General features: G+C 43.0%; 22 protein-coding genes and 1 tRNA gene. 14 read left to right on the top strand and 9 right to left on the bottom strand.

Going from position 1 to position 24,576, the window contains the following annotated elements:
• Nucleotides 1-70 precede the first annotated feature (70 nt).
• The 7 genes from M3P07_RS06875 to M3P07_RS06845 all read left to right on the top strand — a co-directional run bounded on the left by M3P07_RS06875 (nucleotide 71) and on the right by M3P07_RS06845 (nucleotide 12,493).
• Nucleotides 71-1,666, top strand: coding sequence for an endonuclease/exonuclease/phosphatase family protein (locus tag M3P07_RS06875; RefSeq protein ID WP_249969157.1), 1,596 nt, complete (start codon nucleotides 71-73; stop codon nucleotides 1,664-1,666).
• Nucleotides 1,667-1,960: 294 nt separating this feature from the next.
• Nucleotides 1,961-2,356: a DoxX family membrane protein gene (locus M3P07_RS06870; RefSeq protein WP_249969156.1), complete on the top strand. Its 396-nt coding sequence runs from the start codon at nucleotides 1,961-1,963 to the stop codon at nucleotides 2,354-2,356.
• 122 nt (nucleotides 2,357-2,478) lie between these two features.
• Nucleotides 2,479-3,807, top strand: coding sequence for a hypothetical protein (locus M3P07_RS06865; RefSeq protein ID WP_249969155.1), 1,329 nt, complete (start codon nucleotides 2,479-2,481; stop codon nucleotides 3,805-3,807).
• A gap of 140 nt (nucleotides 3,808-3,947) precedes the next feature.
• Nucleotides 3,948-6,413 carry a hypothetical protein gene (locus tag M3P07_RS06860; protein ID WP_249969154.1) on the top strand — a complete coding sequence of 822 codons (2,466 nt, stop codon included), beginning with the start codon at nucleotides 3,948-3,950 and terminating at the stop codon, nucleotides 6,411-6,413.
• 172 nt (nucleotides 6,414-6,585) lie between these two features.
• Nucleotides 6,586-8,892, top strand: a complete 2,307-nt coding sequence (locus M3P07_RS06855) for a PSD1 and planctomycete cytochrome C domain-containing protein (protein ID WP_249969153.1) — start codon at nucleotides 6,586-6,588, stop codon at nucleotides 8,890-8,892.
• Nucleotides 8,893-8,901: 9 nt separating this feature from the next.
• A complete protein-coding gene (locus M3P07_RS06850) occupies nucleotides 8,902-10,356 on the top strand; it encodes a DUF1501 domain-containing protein (protein ID WP_249969152.1) in 1,455 nt (484 codons plus the stop codon).
• Nucleotide 10,357: 1 nt separating this feature from the next.
• Nucleotides 10,358-12,493 carry a c-type cytochrome domain-containing protein gene (locus M3P07_RS06845; protein WP_249969151.1) on the top strand — a complete coding sequence of 712 codons (2,136 nt, stop codon included), beginning with the start codon at nucleotides 10,358-10,360 and terminating at the stop codon, nucleotides 12,491-12,493.
• Nucleotides 12,494-12,606: 113 nt separating this feature from the next.
• Here M3P07_RS06845 and M3P07_RS06840 read toward each other — a convergent pair.
• A tRNA-Met gene (locus tag M3P07_RS06840) sits at nucleotides 12,607-12,680 on the bottom strand.
• 138 nt (nucleotides 12,681-12,818) lie between these two features.
• Between M3P07_RS06840 and M3P07_RS06835 the strand changes: the two genes are divergently transcribed.
• The gene (locus M3P07_RS06835) at nucleotides 12,819-13,202 is read left to right on the top strand and encodes an START-like domain-containing protein (protein WP_249969150.1); all 384 of its coding nucleotides are present in this window, start codon (nucleotides 12,819-12,821) and stop codon (nucleotides 13,200-13,202) included.
• Nucleotides 13,203-13,255: 53 nt separating this feature from the next.
• Nucleotides 13,256-14,101 carry an aminotransferase class IV gene (locus M3P07_RS06830; RefSeq protein ID WP_249969149.1) on the top strand — a complete coding sequence of 282 codons (846 nt, stop codon included), beginning with the start codon at nucleotides 13,256-13,258 and terminating at the stop codon, nucleotides 14,099-14,101.
• Nucleotide 14,102: 1 nt separating this feature from the next.
• Here M3P07_RS06830 and M3P07_RS06825 read toward each other — a convergent pair whose 3' ends face one another.
• The 5 genes from M3P07_RS06825 to M3P07_RS06805 all read right to left on the bottom strand — a co-directional run bounded on the left by M3P07_RS06825 (nucleotide 14,103) and on the right by M3P07_RS06805 (nucleotide 18,636).
• Nucleotides 14,103-14,663, bottom strand: coding sequence for a YqgE/AlgH family protein (locus M3P07_RS06825; RefSeq protein WP_249969148.1), 561 nt, complete (start codon nucleotides 14,661-14,663; stop codon nucleotides 14,103-14,105).
• A 125-nt stretch (nucleotides 14,664-14,788) separates the two neighbouring features.
• Complete coding sequence (locus M3P07_RS06820; protein ID WP_138832494.1) at nucleotides 14,789-15,061, bottom strand: HU family DNA-binding protein; 273 nt, start codon at nucleotides 15,059-15,061, stop codon at nucleotides 14,789-14,791.
• 176 nt (nucleotides 15,062-15,237) lie between these two features.
• Nucleotides 15,238-16,203 (bottom strand): methionyl-tRNA formyltransferase, encoded by a 966-nt coding sequence (gene fmt, locus M3P07_RS06815; RefSeq protein ID WP_249969147.1) that lies wholly within the window; start codon nucleotides 16,201-16,203, stop codon nucleotides 15,238-15,240.
• Nucleotides 16,181-18,073, bottom strand: a complete 1,893-nt coding sequence (locus tag M3P07_RS06810) for a RecQ family ATP-dependent DNA helicase (RefSeq protein ID WP_249969146.1) — start codon at nucleotides 18,071-18,073, stop codon at nucleotides 16,181-16,183. Before M3P07_RS06810 ends, fmt begins: the two co-directional genes overlap by 23 nt.
• A complete protein-coding gene (locus M3P07_RS06805) occupies nucleotides 18,073-18,636 on the bottom strand; it encodes an AAA family ATPase (RefSeq protein ID WP_249969145.1) in 564 nt (187 codons plus the stop codon). Before M3P07_RS06805 ends, M3P07_RS06810 begins: the two co-directional genes overlap by 1 nt.
• An 88-nt stretch (nucleotides 18,637-18,724) precedes the next feature.
• On the opposite strand from M3P07_RS06805, the gene M3P07_RS06800 reads away from it, so the two are divergent.
• The 3 genes from M3P07_RS06800 (at nucleotide 18,725) to murA (ending at nucleotide 21,076) form a co-directional block, all read left to right on the top strand.
• A complete protein-coding gene (locus tag M3P07_RS06800) occupies nucleotides 18,725-19,012 on the top strand; it encodes a DUF493 family protein (RefSeq protein ID WP_249969144.1) in 288 nt (95 codons plus the stop codon).
• A gap of 81 nt (nucleotides 19,013-19,093) precedes the next feature.
• A complete protein-coding gene (locus tag M3P07_RS06795; RefSeq protein ID WP_249969143.1) occupies nucleotides 19,094-19,753 on the top strand; it encodes a DUF4290 domain-containing protein in 660 nt (219 codons plus the stop codon).
• 15 nt (nucleotides 19,754-19,768) lie between these two features.
• Entirely contained in the window at nucleotides 19,769-21,076 is a 1,308-nt protein-coding gene (gene murA, locus M3P07_RS06790; RefSeq protein ID WP_249969142.1) for a UDP-N-acetylglucosamine 1-carboxyvinyltransferase, read from the top strand.
• On the opposite strand, the gene M3P07_RS06785 is transcribed toward murA, so the two are convergent.
• Nucleotides 21,073-21,936: an AraC family transcriptional regulator gene (locus tag M3P07_RS06785; protein WP_249969141.1), complete on the bottom strand. Its 864-nt coding sequence runs from the start codon at nucleotides 21,934-21,936 to the stop codon at nucleotides 21,073-21,075. The genes murA and M3P07_RS06785 overlap by 4 nt on opposite strands.
• A gap of 92 nt (nucleotides 21,937-22,028) precedes the next feature.
• On the opposite strand from M3P07_RS06785, the gene M3P07_RS06780 reads away from it, so the two are divergent.
• Together M3P07_RS06780 and M3P07_RS06775 are read left to right on the top strand one after the other, a co-directional pair.
• Nucleotides 22,029-22,739 (top strand): phytanoyl-CoA dioxygenase family protein, encoded by a 711-nt coding sequence (locus M3P07_RS06780; protein ID WP_249969140.1) that lies wholly within the window; start codon nucleotides 22,029-22,031, stop codon nucleotides 22,737-22,739.
• A 3-nt stretch (nucleotides 22,740-22,742) separates the two neighbouring features.
• Nucleotides 22,743-23,552: a sugar phosphate isomerase/epimerase family protein gene (locus tag M3P07_RS06775; RefSeq protein WP_249969139.1), complete on the top strand. Its 810-nt coding sequence runs from the start codon at nucleotides 22,743-22,745 to the stop codon at nucleotides 23,550-23,552.
• Here M3P07_RS06775 and M3P07_RS06770 read toward each other — a convergent pair.
• Together M3P07_RS06770 and M3P07_RS06765 are read right to left on the bottom strand one after the other, a co-directional pair.
• Nucleotides 23,549-24,154, bottom strand: a complete 606-nt coding sequence (locus M3P07_RS06770; RefSeq protein WP_249969138.1) for a carboxymuconolactone decarboxylase family protein — start codon at nucleotides 24,152-24,154, stop codon at nucleotides 23,549-23,551. The genes M3P07_RS06775 and M3P07_RS06770 overlap by 4 nt on opposite strands.
• Nucleotides 24,154-24,531, bottom strand: a complete 378-nt coding sequence (locus M3P07_RS06765) for a nuclear transport factor 2 family protein (RefSeq protein ID WP_249969137.1) — start codon at nucleotides 24,529-24,531, stop codon at nucleotides 24,154-24,156. The genes M3P07_RS06770 and M3P07_RS06765 overlap by 1 nt, the downstream gene beginning before the upstream one ends.
• Nucleotides 24,532-24,576 lie beyond the last annotated feature (45 nt).

Below are 24,576 nucleotides of genomic sequence, written 5' to 3'. Positions count from 1 at the left end.
ACGGTTGTATTGGTTCACATCCTTGTTCTGAAAAGAAAAGACTGGGATTGGATATGACATTCCTATTAAAATGAATATACTAAGAACATTAGCTGTCTTGGCTTTTCTGCACCTTGTCAACATGGTAAGCGCCCAAGAGCCTGTTTTTCAATTGGATTTTGATACCTACGGGTTTGAGGAAAACATCGTTGCAAACGAAGAGGCTGTTTACATGATTGATGTCCTACAATCCCAATACGCTGAAGGTTTATCCGGAAGAGCGTTGGACCTCTCTTCCAATGCGACCTTGAGAAGACCCGTTGTCCCGCCTCCAGAAAATCAGATTGAATTTTCTGATCAGACATCATTCTCCGTGCAAGTTTGGGTACGCACGATACCTGGGGCGATTATGGGTTCCCCCATTATGGGAAACAAAAAGGCAAATGACCGTACAACCAAAGGTTGGCAAATTTATTCCCGTGAAAATGGGGCATGGGCCTTGTTGCTCAACGATGGGAAAAACCAATACGAATACAGACCCACCCCAGGGAGGCAGGCCATAAACGATGGGAAGTGGCATCAATTAGCGTTTACCGTAGACCGCCAAAGACAGGAGGTATGGATGTTCTTTGACGGAAAAAACACGGCCATCTACAATACACCTAACCTTGGAGATTTTGAAACGGAACTTGCGACCATAGTTGGGGGGTCCGATGAAAAATGGGAATATGGTTCCTATGGGCAATGGAATGCCTTTAACGGTTATGTGGACGAGGTGAAGATTTGGGATAGGTCCATAACTTCCGATGAAATGGAAGGGGAGTTCACCCAATTTTTTCCTGTGGATCAGGATTCAGATAAGAATTTCCAACCACAACATCTAAAAATTTTATCCTGGAATATTTGGCACGGTGGACACAGATATGGTGAGGTTGTCGGAGTGCAGCGGGTTATAGAAACAATTAAATCGACCAATGCGGATGTAATAGGATTGGTTGAGACCTATGGCTCCGGAGAACTGATTGCCGATGCCCTTGGCTATTATTTTTATTTGATAAGCTCCAACCTGTCCATAATGAGCAGGTATCCAATTACCGAAACCATTACGGCTTTCAAACCTTTTAATTTTGGTGGGGCAAAACTTCAAATCGGTGACAAAGACCTTATATTCTTTGACACTTGGCTACATTACCTTCCAGACTATGGGAAGGAAGTTGTTGAAGGCAATAAAACTTCCAGGGCTTTGATCAAAGACGAGGCAAAGACGCGCCATGGCGAAGTAAAGGCCATTTTAAAGGAAATAGCGCCATATCTGAAGGATTCAGGAGAAACAGCGGTAATTATGGCGGGGGATTTTAATTTGGGCTCCCATTTGGATTGGACCGAGGAAACAAAGGGTATCCATTACAATAAGGTGGTCAAATGGCCTGTAAGTTTGGAAATGGTCAATGCCGGGTTCATAGATAGCTACCGCGAATTGCATATTGATCCATTGCTTGATCCTGGATTTACTTGGACCCCGAGGGCAGCAACTTCTTCAGATAAATACGGTCTGCGGGATAGAATTGATTATATCTACTACCAAGGCAAGGCCTTAAAAGCCATAGAATCCAAAGTGTTGGACTATCATCCTATAATGTTTCCCTCGGATCATGCTGGGGTATTAACGGTGTTCCGTTTCGAGTAGTTTGGCTGATTGGATTAAAGTCTGGTCAAGTCGTTCATATTTACCGCTTGCATCCTAGCCCGGTCCTTGGGCTTAAACCGATGATCCCAACCATTTTTGTGGGGGTTGCAAAGTTTACAACTGCTACCCTTTTTGTCTTTATAACTATTGGATCTTGACCCCATGATTCAAAGGTAGCATTAAATCTCCATATTCATCACCTGCTGAAATGTCACTACAGCGATCAAAAAAGAAAGCACAAATGTGTAAGGCAGTTAGGGGGGAGGCAGACCAAGTAATGCAAACTATGAAATCATGAAAAAAAGTATCTCCTGGATTCTCAGAATTGGCGCGGCCATAATTTTGCTTCAGACCTTATTCTTCAAGTTCAGTGGAGCCCCGGAAAGCGTCTATATTTTTGAACAGGTGGGTATGGAACCTTGGGGACGCTATGGTAGCGGAGTGGCCGAATTGGTGGCCAGTATTTTGCTCTTATGGCCTAGAACCGTTGGTCTTGGGGCGCTTATGGGTCTTGGCATTATTTCTGGAGCCATCTTTTTCCATTTGACTAGCTTGGGAGTTGAAGTACAAGGGGACGGGGGATTACTCTTTTATCTGGCCATCGCGGTATTTGTATGTTGTGCAGTACTGCTAAAAATGTACTGGACGCAGGTAAAGGATCTTTTGTTGCTGATCAGAGGTAGCAGGTAAATTTGAACAGGGACTAATTAATGTGCCGATTATCTTGATTTTGGTGGAATTTTTATCATTTCAACCGAATTATTTTGCCATGGAACATTAAATATTTTTCTTGTAGGAAAATATAAGTTCTAATGAAAAGGATTTCCATCTTCTTGTATTGCCTTTTAATCTGCCTATCGTGCAGTACCAGCTCAACAGATTCGGATACCAAGGGTACCACGGACGATGAGGTCGTCGATGGCTCCGATGACGATGGACAATCTGGTAATGAGGAGGAAGAAGAGGAAGAGGAAACCGAAATTTTTACTTTTTCGTTGCAGATCAACGGGGACTATTTTAATGAGTCGTATCAGGGTACCTTGTATTTAAGCAACGAACTAGGAGAAGTATTGGTTGAAAAATCCTTGGTCAACAATTCCATCAACCTCATAGAGTTGGAAGTCAACACTTCGGCTGTCCACGATATAACCCTGGTTACAAAACGTGATACCCAATTCAATGTAGAGACGGAACTAACAACCTTTACAGATGTTGACTCCGGGAGCTATGTCTTGAATGCTCCGGCCGCAAATGGGAATGGTGATACGTTTAATTTGAATCTAACGAATACTGGTTTCCCTCTGGAAACTCAAAACTCGTTCGTGGCGGACGTTTCAGGAACTTCGGCAGATGGCGGTAGTTATCAAATGGAGGTAACCCTGCCCGACTACCCTGGTAATTTTTACGGATTGTTCCAAAGCCCGGACGATACCGAACCCAGATACTACTATCAGTCTGGGGTTGAAAGGAACAGCGAAATTGAAGTGGATTTTCAAACCTTGTCTTTGGCAGAGAATAAAATGACTGTTGAAATTCCGGTGTTTACCGGTTCCAGTGTAGCCCTAAATGGATTTGCTACGGACAATGGTGTTAGAAAAGTCAAATCTCTGGACGTCGTGAGAAGGAGTTTCGTGAATGAATTGTACTATCCGTCAGATATTTTTGACACTTATGAACTAAATATTTTCATGCTATGCTGCAGCGATAGGCCCCTTCATTATCAGATTAGTAGATTTGGGCTACCAAATGATCAAGTGTTCAGTTTACCTGCCTTTGAAGCGAGCCTAATTAATGAGGATACCATTGCTGTAGCGTTGGAATCCATGTCCGATCATGATTTTAATACGGTCTATTTTTCAAGGCCTATATCCAACATTTACGATGATACCTTCAATCACAGGATTCATAGTGTAGGTCAATCCTCATTGTCTTTTTCCAAAGCCCAGCTGTTTGATAATATCATTACAGATGGCCCTATCCAAAGTAGTGATATAACTGGATTTAGTGTGAAGCTTACCAGAAATTCAGCCTTGGCCGACGACTATTCCCAATATATTCAGGCCATTCTGGAGTCCAGACAGGAGTATCCTAATGGAACCCATATTGAAGCAGGCACATTTTTCCGTTCAAGTTTTCAATAAACGACTTGGTCTGAATATGTGATATTGGTCATCCGGAGCAATACAAAACCCCATGTCCGTATGGTGCTTTCAAGACAAGGAATCTTTAAAAAAATCCGTTATCTTTAGTAGGGAAGTAGTTCATCTACATGGCTTTTCATATGAGATCTTTAATATTGATCGTAGTTTCCGCTCTATTTGTTTTGACCGCCCAGTTGGGATATGGTCAGAACAATTTCGGATTGGATAAAGAGCTCGTTTGGTCAAATTTCAATGAATCGTTGGATGTGTATCACTCCCAAAATCCAATTGAAAAGGCCTATTTGCACTTAGATAAAGAAGTTGTATCCCCAAACGAGGAGATTTGGTTTAGCGCCTATTTGGTATTGGGAGCTGACCATCTATATTCCGAGGCAAGCAAAGTCCTACATGTAGACCTGATAAGTCAATCCAAGGATATAGTTGCGTCCCAAACCGTCCAGTTGAGCAAGGGGAGGGCGCAGGGATCTATCCATTTTCCAAAGGACCTTGAGCCTGGAACCTATCAAATTAGGTCCTACACGAATTGGATGCGAAATTTTGATCAGAACTTTTTTTATAAAAAACAGGTCAAGGTACTTGGTCGGGTGGATCCATCCGAGAACCCTTTCATTATTGATGCTCCCTTGGACCTACAATTTTTTCCCGAAGGAGGAAATCTTATTGATGGCCTAACCACTAAAATTGCTTTTAGGGCCGTTGGCAAAGATGGTATGGGAAAAGTAATTTCCGGATATGTTGAGGATTCACATGGTAATGTGGTTGCCGAGTTGAATACGGTTTCTCGGGGTTCCGGAATATTCTATTTGCTCCCCAAAGCAAATACGAACTACAGGGCCGTTCTTAAAGATGGTACCGTTTACCCCTTGCCTGCTGTTTTATCGGAGGGTTACGCACTATCAGTTGGAAGCAAGGAATATGGTAAAATTGTGATCCAGGTGCAGGCTAGCCCACAATATGCTAACAGATCTTTCTACTTGTTGGGACTCTCTAGGGGAAAGCGATATTTTCAAGAGCGATTGGATTTGGGGCCAAACGATAATCAGACACTGGAAATTTCCACTTCCAAGATTCCAAGTGGCATATTGTCTTTAAGCTTGTTTGACGATCAAGGGAACCCACATTGTGAAAGACTTTCTTTTATTAACAACAGGGAAAATTTGCGCATAAGCGCAACAACCAAAAGCACTGTTTTCCATGCAAGGGGAGAAATTGAGGTTGATATTGTTGTTAAGGATTCCAATGGCATGCCCGTCTCTTCGGCGCTTTCGGTTTCCATTTCCGATGCTGACCAATTTGCAAAAGATACTGGTTCGTCCAATATACGTTCATACTTGTTGTTGCAGTCAGATTTGCGGGGACAAATCCATCGACCTGCCGAACTATTTAGGGACCAAAGCCGAACGACCCAGTACCAATTGGATTTGGTCATGCTCACGCACGGTTGGAGAAAATATCAGTGGCCTGAAATTTTGAATGGCCAAAGCAAAAACAGGGCTTTTTCTTTTGCTCAGGGAACCAATATTGCAGGTATTGCCTATGGCAGAAACGATCAACTCCTAAGAAATACCCCCTTTAAGATTATTGCAAAATCCGAGACAAACTTGTCCGAACACAGTTTTGTCACAGATGACTTTGGCAGATTTTTGGTGAAGAATTTTAATAGTTCAGGGAAAGCCGAGTTGGTTTTTAATGCCTACAACTCCAAGGGTAAAATCCAATGTTCAAAGGTTAAATTACAAAAACAGAATATTCAATTACCCGAACCAAAATTTGATTTTATTCCTTCAGAACATTCCGATGGTGAAGAAAACTATCAGAGATTATCAGCAATTCGAAGTCAAGGAAATTCGATTTCCTCAATCGAGGGAATTATCAATTTGGACGAGGTAAGCGTATCCACGGAAAAGACCGAAAAGAAGGAATGGACAAGACCTTCAAAATATGGGATTGAGCCTGATAGGGTTGTTTATGCGGACGATTACCCAAATTCGGTGGATGTTATGCATTTGATCGGCAGGATGAGGGGTATGAATTTACCCAATCGCATTTCCGACCCCAGAGGAGGCCCACTTTGGGTAGTGGATGGATTTCCTATGCCAAGGTTCGGATTTAAGGATTCAATTGTAGGAGGTAACATACCTGAACTGGTGAGTGGGGTACCCAGGGCCATTGCCCATATCAATGTGCAATCCATTGAAAGAATAGAGTATTTGGACCCGCAAATGGCTTCAAACGTAATTTATGGAGTTCAGGGTGCGGCAGGCGTGTTTCTAATCTACACCAAAATTGGATCTAACCTTAACAAAAAACCCAAGTCCTCGAATTTGGAACTTACGGTCCATTCCACTGGAAAGGAGTTTTATAGCCCATTATACGACTCGGAGCCTGGTTTGGAGGATGTAAGCGATTTCCGCTCGACATTGTTTTGGGATCCCATGTTGAGAACAGACGATAACGGCAAGGCCACGCTTCGGTTTTTCAACTCCGACATAGCCAACAAAATTCAGATAAATATTGAAGGGTTGAGCACCACAGGACTTTCTGGAACCTTTTTGAAGACAATAGGTGCCAGAAATTTCGAATAAACGGGTGGGTAGAATCCTCAATTTGCCCATGTGCAACGTTAAAAACAACGTTATTCATTCATTTTCTTGAAATTTTGGTCATTATAAACCGATTCTTTGATAAAAAGGGGTGTTTTTTGGCAAAATTGCGATAGGTTGGCTACCTTATTACCATATTTCATTGAGCACTTTTATGAACATCACTCCACTTCGCATACTACTGATTGCATTGATCTGCAGTTCTTGTTTGAACCACACCTCCGATGGAGATAACAAGAAAGTCCCAGACGTTGTGGATTATAATTTCCATGTGCGCCCCATACTGTCCGATAAGTGCTTTGCGTGTCACGGCCCCGATGCCAATAAAAGGGAGGCAGACCTCCGTCTCGATACCCAGGAGGGGGCTTATGCCGCCTTAAAGGATTACAATGATAAGTTCGCCATAGTATCTGGGAATCCAGAACAATCCGAAGCATATCTGCGCATTACCTCCCAAGATTCCACTGTAATGATGCCCCCACCGGAATCAAACCTAAAACTCAGTGCATACAACATTGATCTGATCAAAAAATGGATAGAACAAGGAGCAGCTTACAAACCCCATTGGGCATTCGTGGCTCCCGAAAGACCTAACTTGCCCAAGGTTTCCGATGACGAATGGCCCACTAACGAAATTGACCATTTTATCTTGGCCAAATTGGACGAAAAGCGACTGAAACCCAATGAAACTGCCGCTAAATCCCATCTACTGAAAAGGGTATCTTTTGATTTGACCGGCCTTCCGCCAACCCTTGCCATGCAGGAGGCTTTTGAACAGGATACCTCTCCCAACGCCTATGAAAAGATGGTGGACCAATTGTTGGACAACAAACACTATGGCGAAAAAATGGCAATACATTGGTTGGATATTGCCCGCTATGCCGATTCACACGGGTATCAAGATGATGGGCCAAGAACCATGTGGCCCTGGCGGGATTGGGTAATCCATGCGTTTAACGAGAATTATCCCTTTGATCAATTTCTAACCTGGCAATTGGCAGGTGACCTCTTAGCTGAAAAAAATGTGGAAGCCCTATTGGCGACAGGATTTAATAGAAACCATAAAATTACCCAAGAAGGAGGGGTCATTGATGAGGAATACCGAATCGAATACGTGACCGACCGTACAAATACCTTTGGTAAGGCCTTTTTGGGATTGACCTATGAGTGCGCCAAATGTCACGATCATAAATATGATCCTATCTCGCAAAACGACTATTATAGCACTTTTGCCTTTTTTGATAAAGTTCCTGAAAAGGGATTGGTGGGAACTATTGACGGAAATTATGCCGACCCACCTAGAATGGAGATCACAGATGAAATGGTGGAGGAGGTACTCACCTTTGTCAATAAAAAGGATTCCTATCCGGTCGCTGTGATGGTTATGGAAGATTCGGTGGGGATTAGGGATACCCATATTCTGGACCGTGGGAATTATGATGCAAAGACCGAGGTGGTCACTTTTAATACCCCAAAAGCGATCATGGCATTTGACACCTTGAACTTTCGCCCCAACAGATTGGGTTTATCAAAGTGGCTTTTGAGTGAAAAACACCCGCTAACATCCAGGGTATTCGTAAATCGAATCTGGCAAGAGATTTTTGGTCGCGGAATTGTAAAAACCGCTGGGGATTTTGGCATGCAAGGGGAATTGCCCACCCATCCCGAATTGTTGGACTGGCTTGCAGTGGATTTCCGGGAAAACGGTTGGGACATCAAAAGATTGGTAAAACAAATTGTGATGTCGTCTACCTACACCCAATCCGCACGAAACACAAAAAGAAAGCAGGAAAAAGACCCTGAAAACAGTTTGCTGTCCAGAATGCATCGAACGCGTTTGGGAGCCGAGATGATTCGGGACCATGTTTTAGCAAGCAGCGGTCTATTAAATGATGAGATTGGGGGACCCAGTGTAAAACCTTACCAACCCGATGGCATTTGGTTGGCCGCTACCTCCGGTAGGGGTGTGCTGAAGGCCTATGTGCAGGACCATGGGGAAAATTTGTATCGAAGGGGGATTTACACCTTTATCAAACGTACGGTCCCACCGCCTTCGATGCTAACCTTTGATGCCTCCAATAGAGACCAATGCGAGGTTAGAAGATTAAATACAGGTACGCCACTTCAGGCCTTGGTAATGCTAAATGACCCCACCGTTTTGGAGGCGTCCAGGGTATTGGCGGAAAATCTGGGTAGTTCGGAATTGGAGGACCAAGAACGCATAAAAAATGCGTTTAAACGTATTGTATGTCGTGAAGCCAAACCTGAAGAATTGGATGTTTTGCTTGGATATTATAACGATCAAGTGGCGTATTTTAAATCCAATCTGGATGATGCAGGAGCGTTCCTGAACGTTGGGGAATACAAGTCACTGGAAAACAGGGACGATATAACCATTGCGGCCCTTATGCAAGTTATCCATACAATGTACAATTTGGAAGAAGCCACCACCAGAAGTTAAAACTAAACCATGGAAAAAGAATTTTTTGAGCATCGACTTAATGTGAACCGAAGACATTTCCTTGGAAAAATGGCGCTTGGTGTTGGTAGTGCCGCCCTGGGCTCTCTTTTGGTCCCCGACCTATTTAAAGGCAGTGCTTCAGACGCCGAGGAACTACCCTTGGGAATCAGACATTTTGCTTCCAAAGCAAAGCGCATTATCATGCTGTTTCAAAATGGGGCTCCCTCGCAATTGGAGACCTTTGATTATAAACCGTTGCTCAATAAAATGTATGGTCAGGATTTGCCCGAGTCCATCCGGCAGGGGCAAAGGCTCACCGGAATGACCGCCAATCAAGAGCGTTTTCCGTTGGTAGGCTCCAAATTTGGGTTCAAGCAATATGGAAGTTCAGGGACCTGGGTAAGTGACCTGTTTCCAAAAATTGCAGAGATCACCGATGATATCTGTGTGATAAAAACGGTTAACACCGAAGCGATTAACCATGACCCTGCGCTGACTTTCCTACAAACAGGTTCACAACAGGGCAATCGCCCAAGCATGGGCGCTTGGATGAGTTATGGGCTAGGAAGTGAAAATAAAAACCTGCCCGCATTTTGTGTTCTTCTTTCCCGCGGAAAGGGAAATGGCCAAGGCGTTTATTCCAAATTGTGGTCCAATGGTTTCCTGGACAGTGTGCACCAGGGAGTTCAGTTCAGCGCCAGCGAGGACCCAGTACTGTATCTGAACAATCCGGATGGGATGGACATGAAGAGCAGAAAAAAAATGTTGGATCATTTGGCATCCCTAAACCACATGGGCTTTGAAGAGTTTGGTGACCCCCAAATCCACGCCAAAATCCAGCAATATGAGATGGCTTATCGCATGCAAACTGCGGTACCGGAGATCACGGATTTGTCCAAAGAACCTGATCATGTGATCAAAATGTATGGTACGGATTGCATGATCCCTGGAACCTACGCATCCAATTGCTTGTTGGCCAGAAAATTATCAGAATCAGGAGTGCGTTTTGTACAATTGTACCACCAAGGATGGGACCAGCATGGCAATTTGGTTGAAGAAATGTCGGGTCAGGCCAAGGATGTGGACCAAGCTTCGGCAGCCTTGATCAAAGACCTAAAACAACGTGGGCTTTTGGATGAAACTTTGGTTATCTGGGGCGGAGAGTTTGGACGAACCAACTACTGTCAAGGTAAGCTGACCGAAGATAATTACGGACGGGACCACCATCCAAAATGCTATAGCATTTGGATGGCTGGAGGTGGCGTAAAAGGAGGCCTGTCCTATGGGGAAACGGACGAATTTGGGTACAACATCATCAAGGACCCAGTGCATGTGCATGACCTTCAGGCCACCATTATGCACCTTATGGGGCTTGATCACGAAAAACTCACGTATAAATATTTGGGACGTAGGTTCAGATTAACGGATGTTCACGGACACGTGGTAAAAGACATCTTGGCGTAGTATGAAAGGATTTGAACGCATAGTTTCCAATATAGTTTTTGCACTGCTTTGCCTGCTCGTTGTGTTGTTGGTTTTTGAGCAACACATACAAATTCCTTTCTGGTTGCAGCCTGTTGGAAGAATGCACCCTCTACTATTGCATTTTCCCGTTGTACTGGTTTTTCTGTTGATTTTTATTTCGTTTCTAAAAAGTCAGATTGATGCCAAATCCTATCAAAAAATAAATGGTCTACTGCTGAGCATTACAACTTTGACTACCACGCTTACAGCCGTTATGGGCTTTTTGCTATATAAAGAAGGCTATGAATCGGACTTAATGAATTGGCATAAATGGCTTGGGGTGGTATTGGCATTCTTGGTATATCTGCTCACATCTGTTGAAGCTAAAAAGCTGTTGTACTACCCAGTGCTGTACAGTACCGGAATTCTTATGGTCCTGGTTGGGCATTTTGGAGCGGGCGTTACCCACGGTTCCAATTTTCTAACAGAACCTCTGTTGGCGGAAAGTGCCCCTATTATTGACGAAAACACTCCGATTTTTAAAGCTTATGTGCAGCCAGTTCTTGACAAAAAATGTGTCTCCTGCCATAATCCGGATAAGCACAAAGGAGGATTGATCATGTCATCGCTAACGGAAATGTTGAAAGGTGGGGAGAATGGGCCTATTTGGGAAGCTGGTAATAGCGAGGGAAGTGCCATTGTAGAGCGCGCGTTGTTGCCCATCGAAAACGAGGATCACATGCCGCCGGAAGGAAAACCCCAGCTCACTGAGAAAGAAATCCAACTCATCCGTCACTGGATTGATGCCGATGCCGATACCTTGGCTACATTGGCCAACCTTGCAGATTCCATTCCTTTGAAGTCGTTGGTTTATGACAAGTGGTTCAAAATAGAAGAAGAAAAACCTATATACGGTTTTGCCCATGCCGATGCGACGCTGATAAACAAACTCAACAGCCCTTATAGGACTGTAGTACAGCAATCTCCCCAATCCCCGGCCATAGAAGTTGCAATTTTTGGACAAAGTGCGTTTCGACCCGAATCCCTAACGGAATTGTTAAAGATTAAAACACAGGTGGTTTCCTTAAACCTGTCCCATTTACCGATAACAGATGCAAATCTTGACCCTGTGGCCAAGATGGAAAACTTGGAGGAACTCAATCTGAATTTTACCCAAGTGACCACTGCAGGTTTGACCCAATTATCAGCTAATACGCAATTAAAATCCCTTTCAATTTCAGGAACCATGGTGGACATTGGGTTAGAGAAAGTTTTGGAGGGCTTTCCTACTTTGACTACCGTTTATTTATGGGGAACCAAAATTTCCGGTTCTGAGCTTAAGACCCTGCAGGATAAATATCCGGGCATTCGGTTTGTGGACGGATTTGAGGGACAATCGGAGGAGGAATTTCAGTTGGGAGCCCCAATTTTAAGCAACAAAAGTGCTGTGCTTTCCAGGGGTGAACCCATCACTTTGACGCACAAATTGAAGGATGTGGATATTCGCTTTACCTTGGATGGTTCGGCTCCAGATAGTACGTCACAATTATATGCCAACCCATTGGAATTTGATACTAATTTTGTGCTTAAGGCCAAAGCGATGAAAGCAGGTTGGGAACCGAGTGATGAAGCCACCTTTAGTTTCTTTGAAAAAGGAATCAAACCCCTTGCCCTCGAGCTACTGTCCAAACCCAATCCCAAAAATAAGGGCCAGGGTGGAATCACCTTGATGGATGACTATATTGGGAGCCAGGGAAGTATGATTTCGTTGGCATGGATTGGATTTACCAATACCCCTTTGGTCGCTCTTGCCGATTTTGGGGAATCACCGCCGCAGATTGGTGAATTGATGCTGAGCCATTGCCTGATCGGGTGGCAGCGAATCGCTCCTCCTGAGTCCATTGAAGTTTGGGGAGGGAACATCAAAGATGAACTACAGCTTTTGCAGAAAACTAGGGTGGACTTTAAAAAGGATGCTCCTGACTTTGGTGTTTCCAATGTCTCAATCAAATTCCCCAAAAGTACATTTCGGTACTATAAAATAACGGCCAGCAGAATAAAAAATCTCCCCCATTGGCATCCCAAAAAAGGAGAAGAAGGCCAGCTGTTTGTGGACGAATTGTTTTTTTACGAATAGTTGTTTCACCTTGGCAAAACCATCTTCAATTACCTACGTAGACCTTGGGGTAGGAAAAGTATGAAAAATGGTATACAAAAAAACCCCATTTCGTGAAAAACGGGGTTGATGAGTAGCGAGAGGGAGACTTGAACTCCCGACCTCAGGGTTATGAATCCTGCGCTCTAACCACCTGAGCTACCTCGCCATTTTGCGGTTTAGCGGGTGCAAATATAAAGTTTAATTTTTGCCGAATCAAAATTCATTTTAATTTATTATTTGATATTTATTTTTATATCTTCCCGAACTATACCACGTTTTTGAAAAAGAAAAATAGAACACTAGAATGAGCGATAAGGTTAAATTTGAAATAGAGTTTGTCATACAAGCTTCCCCCCAGTTGCTTTACCAATATATATCCACCCCTTCAGGCCTATCTGAATGGTACGCTGACAATGTAAATTCACGAAGCGAATTGTTCTCCTTTATCTGGGATGGAGCGGAGGAAAAAGCCACTATGTTAAAGCGTAAGAGCGATGAGTTTGTGAAGTTTGCTTGGGAAGAAAATGATGATGACAGCTTTTTTGAAATGCGCATTATTGTGGATGAAATAACTAAGGACGTCTCTTTATTCATCACCGATTTTGCCGAGGAGGACGAAGTGGATGAGGCTAGGATGCTTTGGGAAAACCAAGTATCTGATTTAAAACAGGTACTAGGTTCCAAGTAAAGGATTCTTAAGGATAACGTATATTTGGTCCCGATAAAATTCGGGACTTTTTTATGGTCAATTTTAATGGCGCTTTGCTTTCCAAGGACTCCCAAATCCTTACTGCTGACAATCGCGGACTTAAGTTTGGGGACGCCCTTTTTGAAACGGTACGTTGTGTAAACGGAACCATCTTTTTTTGGGAGGACCACTATTTTCGTTTAATGGCTTCCATGCGGATTCTACGTATGGAAATTCCCATGGAGTTTACTTTAGAATTTTTGGAAGCGGAGATACTCCGTACTGTTCAAAAAAATGGTTTGGAGGACGATCCTGCACGAATCCGTTTAACTGTTTTTAGAAAAGATGGCGGTTTGTATGGTCCAGCTACCAACCAAGTGTCCTATTTGATTGAGGCCTCACCATTGGGTTCCCCATTTTATTTGTTAAACACTGGTCCGTACGAGGTAGAGTTGTTCAAGGATTTTTATGTGAACAAGGATATGCTATCCAATTTAAAGACCAATAACAAGGCCCTAAATATAGTGGCGAGTGTTTTTGCTCAAGAAAATGGGTATCACAATTGCCTTTTGATCAACGGAGAAAAGCAAGTGGTTGAAGCCATTAACTCCAATCTATTTGTGGTTAAGGGCAACAGTATCAAAACCCCTCCCTTAGCTGATGGATGTTTGGACGGCATCGTTCGTAAAAAACTCATGGAAATTATCGGAGCTCTCGAAGATTATCAATTGGAGGAAGCATCAGTGTCGCCCTTTGAACTTCAAAAGGCTGATGAACTTTTCATTACCAACAGTGTTCAAGGCATTGTTTCCATCAGTAAATACAGAAAAAAGAAGTATGGAAACACGGTTGCCCAAAACTTATTAGGAAAATTGAATGCTAAAGCCCGATTGGGTTAGGCTAATTTAAGGACGGGTTTTCGGGAGAATTGGACCAAAGCAGATAATCCCCACCCAATTCCACCATTTTTTCTTTCCAAAAGGCATTGGAGGATTTTTCAAGGATATCACTTTCGTATTCATTCTGTACCACTACCCATGATTTAGAGGAGAGCTCACTATCCAATTGATCGGAACCCCAACCGGAATATCCTAGGAAAAAGCGAATATCCTGCTCGGTGATGGTGCCTTTATTGATGAGTTCAACGGTCTTTTCGAAATTCCCACCCCAGAAAATACCATCGGAAATCTCAATACTGTCGTCAATCAGATGGGGAACCTTATGGATAAAATAGAGGTTATCCTGTTCCACGGGACCACCGTTGAACACTTTGAAGGGAATTGTAATTTCAGAAATTAGATCGCAGATATTGTAATCCAAGGGTTTATTAAGGATAAACCCGACCGAACCCTCATGGTTGTGCTCGGCCAAAAGAACCACGGACCGGTTGAAGGAAACATCTCCGGTAAGTGCTGGTTCCGCGACCAGTAACCTTCCTTTTATGGGCTTTAGGCTTACCATTTTAATAGGTTCTCTTAATTAAATGTAATATAATATCCGTTAATTACAAAAACCTTTGGGACTGGGTTAAAATAAAAAAGCATCTCCGTGGGGAGATGCTTCTGTATATTGTATAACCTATCTGATTAGTTAACGGAGCCGCTCAATTCTGCTCCTGCTTTGAACTTTACAACGTTCTTTGCTGCAATCTGGATAGTCTGTCCTGTTTGAGGATTTCTACCTTCTCTTGCATTTCTCTTGGATACGGACCAAGAACCGAAACCTACTAAAGAAACTCTGTTTCCTTTTTTAAGAGATCCCTCTACGTTACCCAAGAAAGATTCCAATGCTTTTTTGGCTGCTGCCTTAGTGATGCCAGCATCGGCTGCCATAGCATCGATTAATTCTGTTTTGTTCATAATGGAATTAAATTAATTGTTGTTAAAATAACTTTAATGCTGAACAAATTTATATGGATTTGCCTCAAACGCAAGTAAAACCAAGGGAAATAGGGCTTTTTGTTGATAACTTGAAACGTTTGTTGATAAAGTCGAATTAAAAATGCGACTTTTGTGAGCCTAGTGTTAATAAGGGTTTAGCGAAGATGGGCATTTTCATCAAGAATTAGGCCGTTGAGCACTTCCTCGATTTTCATCCGCCGTTTTCCCGGAAGTTGCACTTCCAAAATATGAAGATAACCTCCTGGAACTGCCACTTTTAAATTCCGTTTTTCCAAGATTAATTTACCCATTGGATAATCATGATTCAACTCCTCTATCCGGGTCTTAAAGATTTTGATCGGGGCTTCCTTACCATGGTTCATCAAATAAGTCCATGCTGCCGGATATGGACTAAGCCCTCTTATATGGTTGTGGATATCCTGTATGGAATGGTCCCAGTTGATTTGACAGGTGTTTCGATGAATTTTATGCGCGGACTTAATGTCCATGGTGTCCTTTTGGGGAATACTTGTCACCGTACCCTCTTCAATTTGCTTGCAGGTATCCACGACCAGACTGGCTCCTAATTCCATTAATCGGTCGTGCAGGGTGCCTGCATCATCTTCAGGATGGATGGGTGCTGTTTTTTGAAGGATGATACTGCCCGTATCAATTTTATCATCGATAAAGAAGGTGGTCACTCCAGTTTCCGTTTCCCCATTTATAATGGCCCAGTTGATGGGAGCTGCGCCCCGGTATTGGGGAAGGAGCGAGGCATGAAGGTTAAAGGTTCCATATTCGGGCATGCGCCAAACAACTTCAGGCAACATTCGAAAAGCCACCACAACTTGCAAGTTGGCCTGTAGCTCCTTCAGTTCTTGTAAAAACTCCTCATCTTTAAGATTGGTAGGTTGCAGTACCTTAATATGGTGTGCTTTTGCAAATTGTTTCACAGCGGATTCCTGGATTTTTCGTCCCCGTCCCGCTGGCCTGTCTGGGGCGGTAATGGCCCCAACTACGTTAAATCCGGCATTCAATAAAGCTTTTAGGCTACCCACGGCAAAGTCCGGGGTGCCCATAAACACAATTCGCAAAGGGTTATTTTTCAATTTCGTACTCATTTCTTTCATTCAATCGAATCCGTTCGTCTTCCAAAAGCTCCTGTAAGGCCTGCAACATCAGTTTTTCTTCAATTCCCAGAGCGAGTTCCAGTTTTCTAGACGTTTGTGGGGACGTTTGCAGGAGCTGGATAAGGCTTTTCTTCAAGCCGTCGGTTGGAACGGAGTCTTTTAGGGTGCAAATATCGCAAGTACCGCATTTTTCTGGGGTCTTTTCCCCAAAATAATTTAAGACAAAAACACTTCTGCAAGTGGATGTATTTTGCACATAATCCAACATGGCGGCCATGTTTTTCTGTTTAACCGCGTTGAAATCCTTTATTTTTTTTGCGAAGGGGTTGATTGTCCTGTCATCTTCCCTTGGCACTAAAAACTGAATTTCCAAATCACTGGTAGCACTTTGGTACTCCGCTACCCCGTCAGCTTGCAATTGCTTCAGTACCTTTTTAATGGTTTTTTCATTTTCCCCCACTTTTTTGGAAAGCAAGTGTAGATTAATCTTGGTGTCATATTCCGTGATCCCACCGTAGGTACGAAGTATGGCTTGGATGATGTGTGCAACGTTGTTATTGTCATGTAAGTACTGAAAAATCCCATTTCTGGAAGCCACAAATTTCAAAGTGGTCTTTTCTGAAAAATTCTCGGATAGCGAAAGCACGGAATTTTGATCCAAAATACGCAGCGCATGGAATGCCATATTAGCTGGAAACCCATATCGCTTGCAAAAGGTATTGAATTTGAAGCTCAAGGCGTCCAATACCGATTCCCCGTAGGAAATCTGAAAGAAATTGTTGAGCTGTACATAAAGTTTCTTCACAAAACCTACATCCGGTAGGGAGGAAAGGAATTGTTTTTTTGCACTATCAGCATCCTCATTGGATGTAATAATCAATGCAGATGAGGGTTGCCCATCCCTTCCGGCCCTTCCTGCTTCCTGAAAGTAGCTTTCCAAGCTGTCTGGAATTTGATAATGGATTACCCAGCGCACATCTGGTTTATCCACACCCATTCCAAAGGCATTGGTAGCCACAATGCAGCTCACTTTTCCGTTGAGCCATCGTTGTAGCTTTTCCTCTTTATCAACTTTGGATATACCTCCATGGAAAAAGGTGGTTTTAACCCCATTCTTATTCAGGAAATCGGATAAGGAAACTGTCATTTTCCGCGAACGGACATACACAATGGAACTCCCTATCAATTGGGTCAGAATCTTTTTGAGTTGGTAGTTCTTGTCATCGGTATGCTTAACCCTAAAGCTGATATTGGAGCGGGAGAAAGAGTCCTTGAACACCTTAGGTTTCACCAATTGTAGATTCTCCAAAATATCCTGTACCACCTTCGGGGTTGCCGTAGCGGTCAAAGCAATGGTCGGTGCTACCGGAGCCAATTCACTCAATAGGGAACAATCCAAATAGGCTGGTCTAAAATCGTTGCCCCATTGCGATATACAATGTGCCTCATCAATGGCAACAAGGTTGACGTTCATTTCCCGTATCCGCTCTTGAACTATGGATTGCTGCAAGCGCTCTGGGGACAGATATAGGAATTTGTAATTACCATAGATGCAGTTGTCCAAGAGATCATTGAGTTCACCAAAAGGGATTCCTCCGGTAAGCGCAATAGCCTTGATACCTTTTTGTTTGAGCTGATGCACTTGGTCTTGGATAAGCGCTACCAAGGGGGAGATTACAATACAAATACCATCCGTGACCAGGGCCGGGACCTGATAACAAATGGATTTACCTCCACCGGTAGGCATCAAGGCAAGTACGTCCTTTTTGGACAGCACAGCATCAATGATTCGGCTTTGGGAACCTCTAAAATCTTGGTGGCCCCAGTATTCCCTTAGAACGGATTTGGTATCTTTTTGCACTAAGTGGATTTCATGTTATCCAAGATAAAATCCACACGGGAATCAACGGAATCCTTAGGTACCAATACCGGTTTATAACCAAATCTTGTGTAGGTGTCCATTAAAGCATCATGGATTTTTTCAGCCTCTTCATAGGATTCCAGCCGTTCGTTGTCCGAAACATAAATTTCTTTCCACGGAGGAACTATAAAAATGGCATCGTAGAGGTGATTTTCGCAAGCATCTATAAACTCCTTGTCATAGGACTGATCAAAAAAGTCCATATAAGCCAAAACATCGGGTATCCCGCGATCAAAAAAGCTTATGGGGACTTCCAAATCCAAAGAGTTGATAAAATGCTTGGTTCTCCCATAAAGTAAATCTTTGTTGAACTGCAGGGCGTCATCCACAAAAACCAAGGGATTTGACACAAAGGAATCGGGTTCCCCTTCCAGTTTTGCGTTGGACGTCATATCCCTGATAATTTCATGGAAACAATGATGGCCCTTGTCTTCCAGCCCTTGGATGATGGATGTTTTACCCGTTCCAGGAGCTCCGGTAATAACAACTTTATGGTTCTTCAATTAGATAATTTTGTCAACACAAAGTAATGAAATAGGGACAAGGAAAAAAAATTGCATAGTAAGCCATATCTTTGTAAAAACTTGCAGTATGGAGAAGGAGAAATCCGAGGAGTTTTATGCACGTCTAAAGGAGCAATTGTTGGAGAACAGCAGTTGGCCATCCAAGTACCTCTATAAGTTTATTGTCCCCACGGATGAAGAAAAAATAGAACAGATCAATACCATATTTGATAACACCGGAGCGGTTATCGAATCCAAGAAATCCAAAAAAGGAACGTACACCAGTATCTCCATTACGGTCCAGTTGGATAGTCCGGATGCTGTGATTGCCAAGTACAAGGAAGTTTCCCAAGTAGAGGGGGTAATATCGCTTTAAACCGGATTGCCATAATTTTTAGTATTTTGCGGACGTTATAGGATAGACTTCCCGTTAGTTAATTTCATTAAACCTATTAATTTGAACTCAGTAGACAACTTAGAATATAATACGGAGCGTCCAAAGCTCCACATTCCCGAGTATGGGCGTCATTTCCAAAAAATGGTGGATCATGCCGTTTCCATTGAAGATCGTGAGGAACGAAACAAAGTAGCCAAATCCATTATCAGTGTTATGGGAAATTTGCAACCCCACCTGCGTGATGTACCGGATTTTCAGCATAAATTGTGGGATCAACTCTTTATCATGTCCGATTTTAAACTGGACGTGGATTCCCCGTTTCCGATTACCTCCCAGGAGACCTTGCAACAACGGCCAGAACCTTTGGAGTATCCGCAGAATCATCCCAAGTATCGTTTTTATGGCAACAACATCAAACGTATGATCGATGTGGCCATTAAATGGGAACAAGGAGATATGCGTTCCGGTTTGGAGTATGCCATTGCCAATCACATGAAAAAGTGTTATCTCAATTGGAACAAGGACACGGTTGAAGACTCCGCAATTTTTGCACACTTAAAGGAATTAAGTGATGGACAGATAGACTTGGCCCCAAAAGGAGAAAACCTTACTGATAGCGGTCAGTTCCTTAAAAACCGTTTGGCTAAGTCCAATAGAAATGGTGGCAGCACCAACCACAAGAAGGGACAACGAAGTAATAGGGGTAAAAAAAGATATTAAATTCCATAGGTATCCATGGGAACATTTCGAATAGAGGGTGGACACCAACTACATGGTGAAATAACCCCCCAAGGAGCAAAGAACGAAGCACTCCAGATTCTTTGTGCGGTTTTGCTTTCACCAGAAAGAATCACCATCAATAATATTCCTGACATTGTAGATGTCAACAAGCTTATTGCCTTATTGGAAGACCTCGGTGTCAAAATCCAAAAAAAAGGAAAAGGTAGCTATACGTTTAAAGCAGATGATATCAATCTGGATTACCTGCAGACCGACCAATTCAAGCAAGATGGTCGTGGCTTACGAGGTTCCATTATGTTGGTAGGCCCACTATTGGCCAGATTTGGTAAAGGTTACATTCCCAAACCTGGAGGTGATAAGATAGGAAGACGAAGACTGGATACCCATTTTGAAGGTTTTATTAAACTGGGTGCCAAGTTCAGGTATAATAAAGAAGAATATTTCTATGGAGTGGAAGCGGATAAACTCAAAGGAGCCTATATGCTTTTGGATGAAGCTTCCGTTACTGGTACCGCCAATATTGTAATGGCAGCCGTACTTGCTGAAGGTACCACCACTATTTACAATGCAGCTTGCGAACCTTACCTGCAGCAGTTGTGTAAAATGCTTAACAGGATGGGAGCTAAAATCTCTGGGATTGGTTCCAATTTATTGACCATAGAGGGCGTAGAAGAATTGGGTGGCACTGAGCATACCATGTTACCTGATATGATTGAAATTGGTAGCTGGATTGGTCTGGCCGCCATGACCCGTAGTGAACTCACCATAAAAAATGTGAGCTGGGACGATTTGGGCCAGATTCCGAACGCTTTCCAAAAATTGGGAATACAATTGGAGCGACGGGGAGATGACATCTATATTCCCAAGCATGAAAACGGATACGAGGTACAGAGCTATATCGATGGTTCTATTTTGACTATTGCTGATGCGCCTTGGCCCGGTTTAACCCCGGACCTATTGAGTATTTTGCTCGTTGTGGCCATTCAGGCCAAAGGCGAGGTAGTCATCCATCAAAAAATGTTTGAAAGCCGCCTGTTCTTCGTGGATAGGTTGTTGGATATGGGTGCCAAGATCATTCTTTGTGATCCCCACCGTGCTACGGTAATTGGACACGATTTTAAATCCACACTGAAAGCAACCAATATGGTTTCCCCGGATATTCGGGCGGGAGTTTCACTTTTGATTGCAGCCTTATCTGCCAAGGGTACATCTACCATCAACAATATTGAACAGATAGATCGGGGCTACGAGAATATCGACGAACGGCTACGTGCCATCGGAGCCAAGATTGTGCGGGTCTAAGCCTTTTCAATTTGCGCCCTGAATCCTTTGGGCGATATTCCGGTATACTTTTTAAAGGTTGTGGCAAAATATTGTGACGTACTGAACCCCAAATTGTAAGCTACATCAGTTATGGAATTGGTTTTTAGCAATTCTAATTTAGCCCGTTCAATTTTCAAACGGTTGATGTAGGCTTTGGGTGGAGCACCGAAGTGTTGCTTAAACCAGCTTTTAAAATAAGCAGTAGAAAAATTGACCAATTCGGCGAGCTCATCCACATAAATAATCCGATGCAGATTTGTAGCAATAAAATCATCAATGACCTTGCACCTTTCCGAAGGAACTATTGTTGGAGTAGCTTTCGACAATGCTAAGGTTTCCAAAAGTAATTGAACGAGTATTTGGTTGGTGGTAAGCTGAACTAAGGTGGATTGTTCCACTTCTAGCTGACTTACCAGTTTTTGCAAGAGGTTCTTTTGGCCCAAAGCACCTTTGAAAATATGCCCTGCATTTTTACCCAGGGCTGCAATGAGATAATCCGATTGTTCTTTAGGTAGATGAAAAAGCGAACCTTTGCTATGATCCATATGGATTTGTAGCCAGTATAATTCCCCAATATCTTCTGGATAAACCCCGGAACTATGAGCCTGATTGGGAGGTATAATAAGAATGTCGTTCCCTTTGAGCTTCAATAGACTTTCTCCCAATTCATAATATTGTTGCCCCCTTATACAAAAACAAATTTCCAAGACATCTCGGTGCTGATGGGATTCCAGTATGGGTTCAACTTTTCGATAATGGTAATGTCCAAAATCCACAAACCTTGGATAACCCAAGCTTGGTAGGTGGAATACTCTGCGTTTTTTTGTTTGATTTTGCATGAATTTGTATAAAAAAGTATGGTCGTACGAATTTAGAAGACTTTTTTCAGAATTCCCATTTAATTTGAAACATCAAGTTTAAACCATAAACGATGAAAGATTTGTTCCTAAAAAATGGATATGCAAAATTGGACCGTTTGATTCCCAATTCAGAAGTAGAAAATCTTAGAGTTTTATACAATGAATTACTTCAGGACAAAGAGCGCACTATGGGATTACGAAGTGATTTGGGTGGCGGAGAAAGCGGTGCCGTGGAAAAAATAACCCAGATCATGCGGCCCAGTATGATTGAACCTAAATTGTCAGCCACCATTTCATATCAACTGGCTTTGGATCATGTAAGAGATATGCTGGGGGAGGACATGGAGCTCGATTTTGATATGTTGATCAACAAGGCTCCACATACCGATACCCCAACCCCTTGGCACCAAGATGCAGCATATTGGATCAAGATGCCGGACAAACGATCGGCCAGCTGCTGGATTGCTTTGGATGAGGTCTATGAGGAAAACGGTTGTATGTGGTTCATTCCCAAAGATGGGGATTCCATTTTACCCCATAAACACTATACGGAAGGTGGCGCCTTGCACTGCGAAACGGATGGGGAAGATGCAGAATGTATTCCTTTAAAGCCTGGAGGTTGTACTTTCCATGATGGATTTACCCTCCATTTTAGCAGAGGCAATACTACAGATTCGCAAAGACGGGCTTTAATTCTTAATTTCAGGCCTAAAGCAATGATCCAGTTAGAGCGGCAGCAGGGCGTTGATCATACCGGAGAGCGAAAAGTACGGAACAAATAGCCTATGGAAATAAAATGGATTTACCCAAGATGGGGGAGTGCCCACTTGGATTGGAAAGTGTTCTTGACCAAAGTCAAAGAACATGGCTATCATGGGGTGGAAATAGATTTGCCTTTTGGTCAGGAAAAAAAGGAAATTGTGGCTATGTTAAACGATTTTGAGCTGGACTTTGTAGGGCAGCATTGGCAGACTCAGGAAGTAAATCTTGAAAAGCACAAGGCGGAGTACAAACTTCATTTATACAATTTAGCAGAGGCAAAACCTTTGCTGGTCAATTCACATACTGGAAGGGATTTCTTTTCTTTTGAGCAGAATTTACAGCTGATCAATATTGCAAAAGAGATAGAGGAAGAAACAGGTGTTCCCGTTGCTCACGAAACCCACAGGTCACGATTTCCCTTTGCGGCGCACGTTTGTAAGCAATATTTGCATGAAATTCCTTTATTAAAACTGACTTCAGACCTGTCCCATTGGTGCTGTGTGGCAGAAACCCTCTTGGAGAATCAGCACGCAGCTGTGGATTTGGCCATAAAGCATACCTACCATATCCATGCTCGGGTGGGATCTTCCCAAAGTCCACAGGTTATTGACCCAAGGGTTAATACCTATAAAGAAGAATTATCCCAATTCAAAAACTGGTGGAAAGCCATGCTAAACAATGCTCAAGCGGCTGGAAGACCTTATATCACCATAGCTCCTGAATACGGCCCATTGCCGTATGCCTTGCAACATCCACAAACGCAAGAGCTATTGGGAGACCAATGGGAAATCAACCAGTTTATCCGAAAGGAAATAGAAGATTTATGGGACTAGTTATGGCTCCAATTGTTGGGGTCATCACTGTCGTTGGGCGAAAGGCCTAAAATATCTCCTTGGGTATCCACACCTAGACCGACCACGCTTCGGTTTACATAATTAAAATAACTGACCACCTGATTGACTTCGAGGATTTCACCTTCGGTGAAGCCCACTTCTCGTAAGCCTTCAATATCTTCCTTGATGATATTTGTGTGGTCCAGGGTAAGCTTTTTGGCGTATTGGCTTCCGGCAAAAAATTTGGTGGAAAAGAAGTCCGACAGTGTATTCCCTAGAACGGCTTCTTTGAAAGTGTCTGCTCTGGAATCATCGCCCAACAATCTTTTAAAACCCTCAAAATGATGCTCAAAACAATAATCACATTGGTTAAGATGGCTCACATACGTACCTAAAGCTTCCAAATACCATTTGGGCAAGGTGTTGTTGGAATTATGGAGCACATTTTTATAGAGTGCCATGTGACCCACCAAAGTGTGTGGCCGCAAACTATGGATAAGCAACACATTGTCCACATTGTTGTTGGGGCCTTTTACGCGGTCATAAATTCGTTTGAGTTCTTTGTTGGCCTCCTCGTAGCCAATAACTTTGATCCAGCTCATTAATACATGGTGTTGGGGTTGGCAGATTCTTTTGGAATTTGCTGGATGGCATCCCAATGCTCACAGATTTTCCCATTTTCATCAAACCGAAAGAAATCCATGGTCACGTATTGGACATTACCTGGCCAGGTTTGGTGGGTGTGCAAGGCTACCAAATTACCTTCGGCAATGCAGCGCACAAATTCGATGGATTTATCCGGATATTCAGCTTGCATCCGTTCAAAATAGTTGATAAACCCTTGGGTGCCATCGGCCACATCTGGGTTGTGCTGAATGTATTCCTTTCCAATATATTTTTCAACTGCCCCTTTTGGGTCGCCCATGTAGGCGGTTTTGTAAAAGGCTATGGCGTTTTGTTTGTTTTGTTCCAGGTTCATGTCTGTTGTTTTTATTTGTCGTCAGTTCAAGTAACTATAGGTGAA

The sequence above is a fragment of the Flagellimonas myxillae genome (genome assembly GCF_023502235.1).
Classification (GTDB): domain Bacteria; phylum Bacteroidota; class Bacteroidia; order Flavobacteriales; family Flavobacteriaceae; genus Flagellimonas; species Flagellimonas myxillae.
The sequence above is the reverse complement of the archived record's forward strand: the minus strand, read 5'-3'. Positions and strand labels throughout refer to the sequence as shown.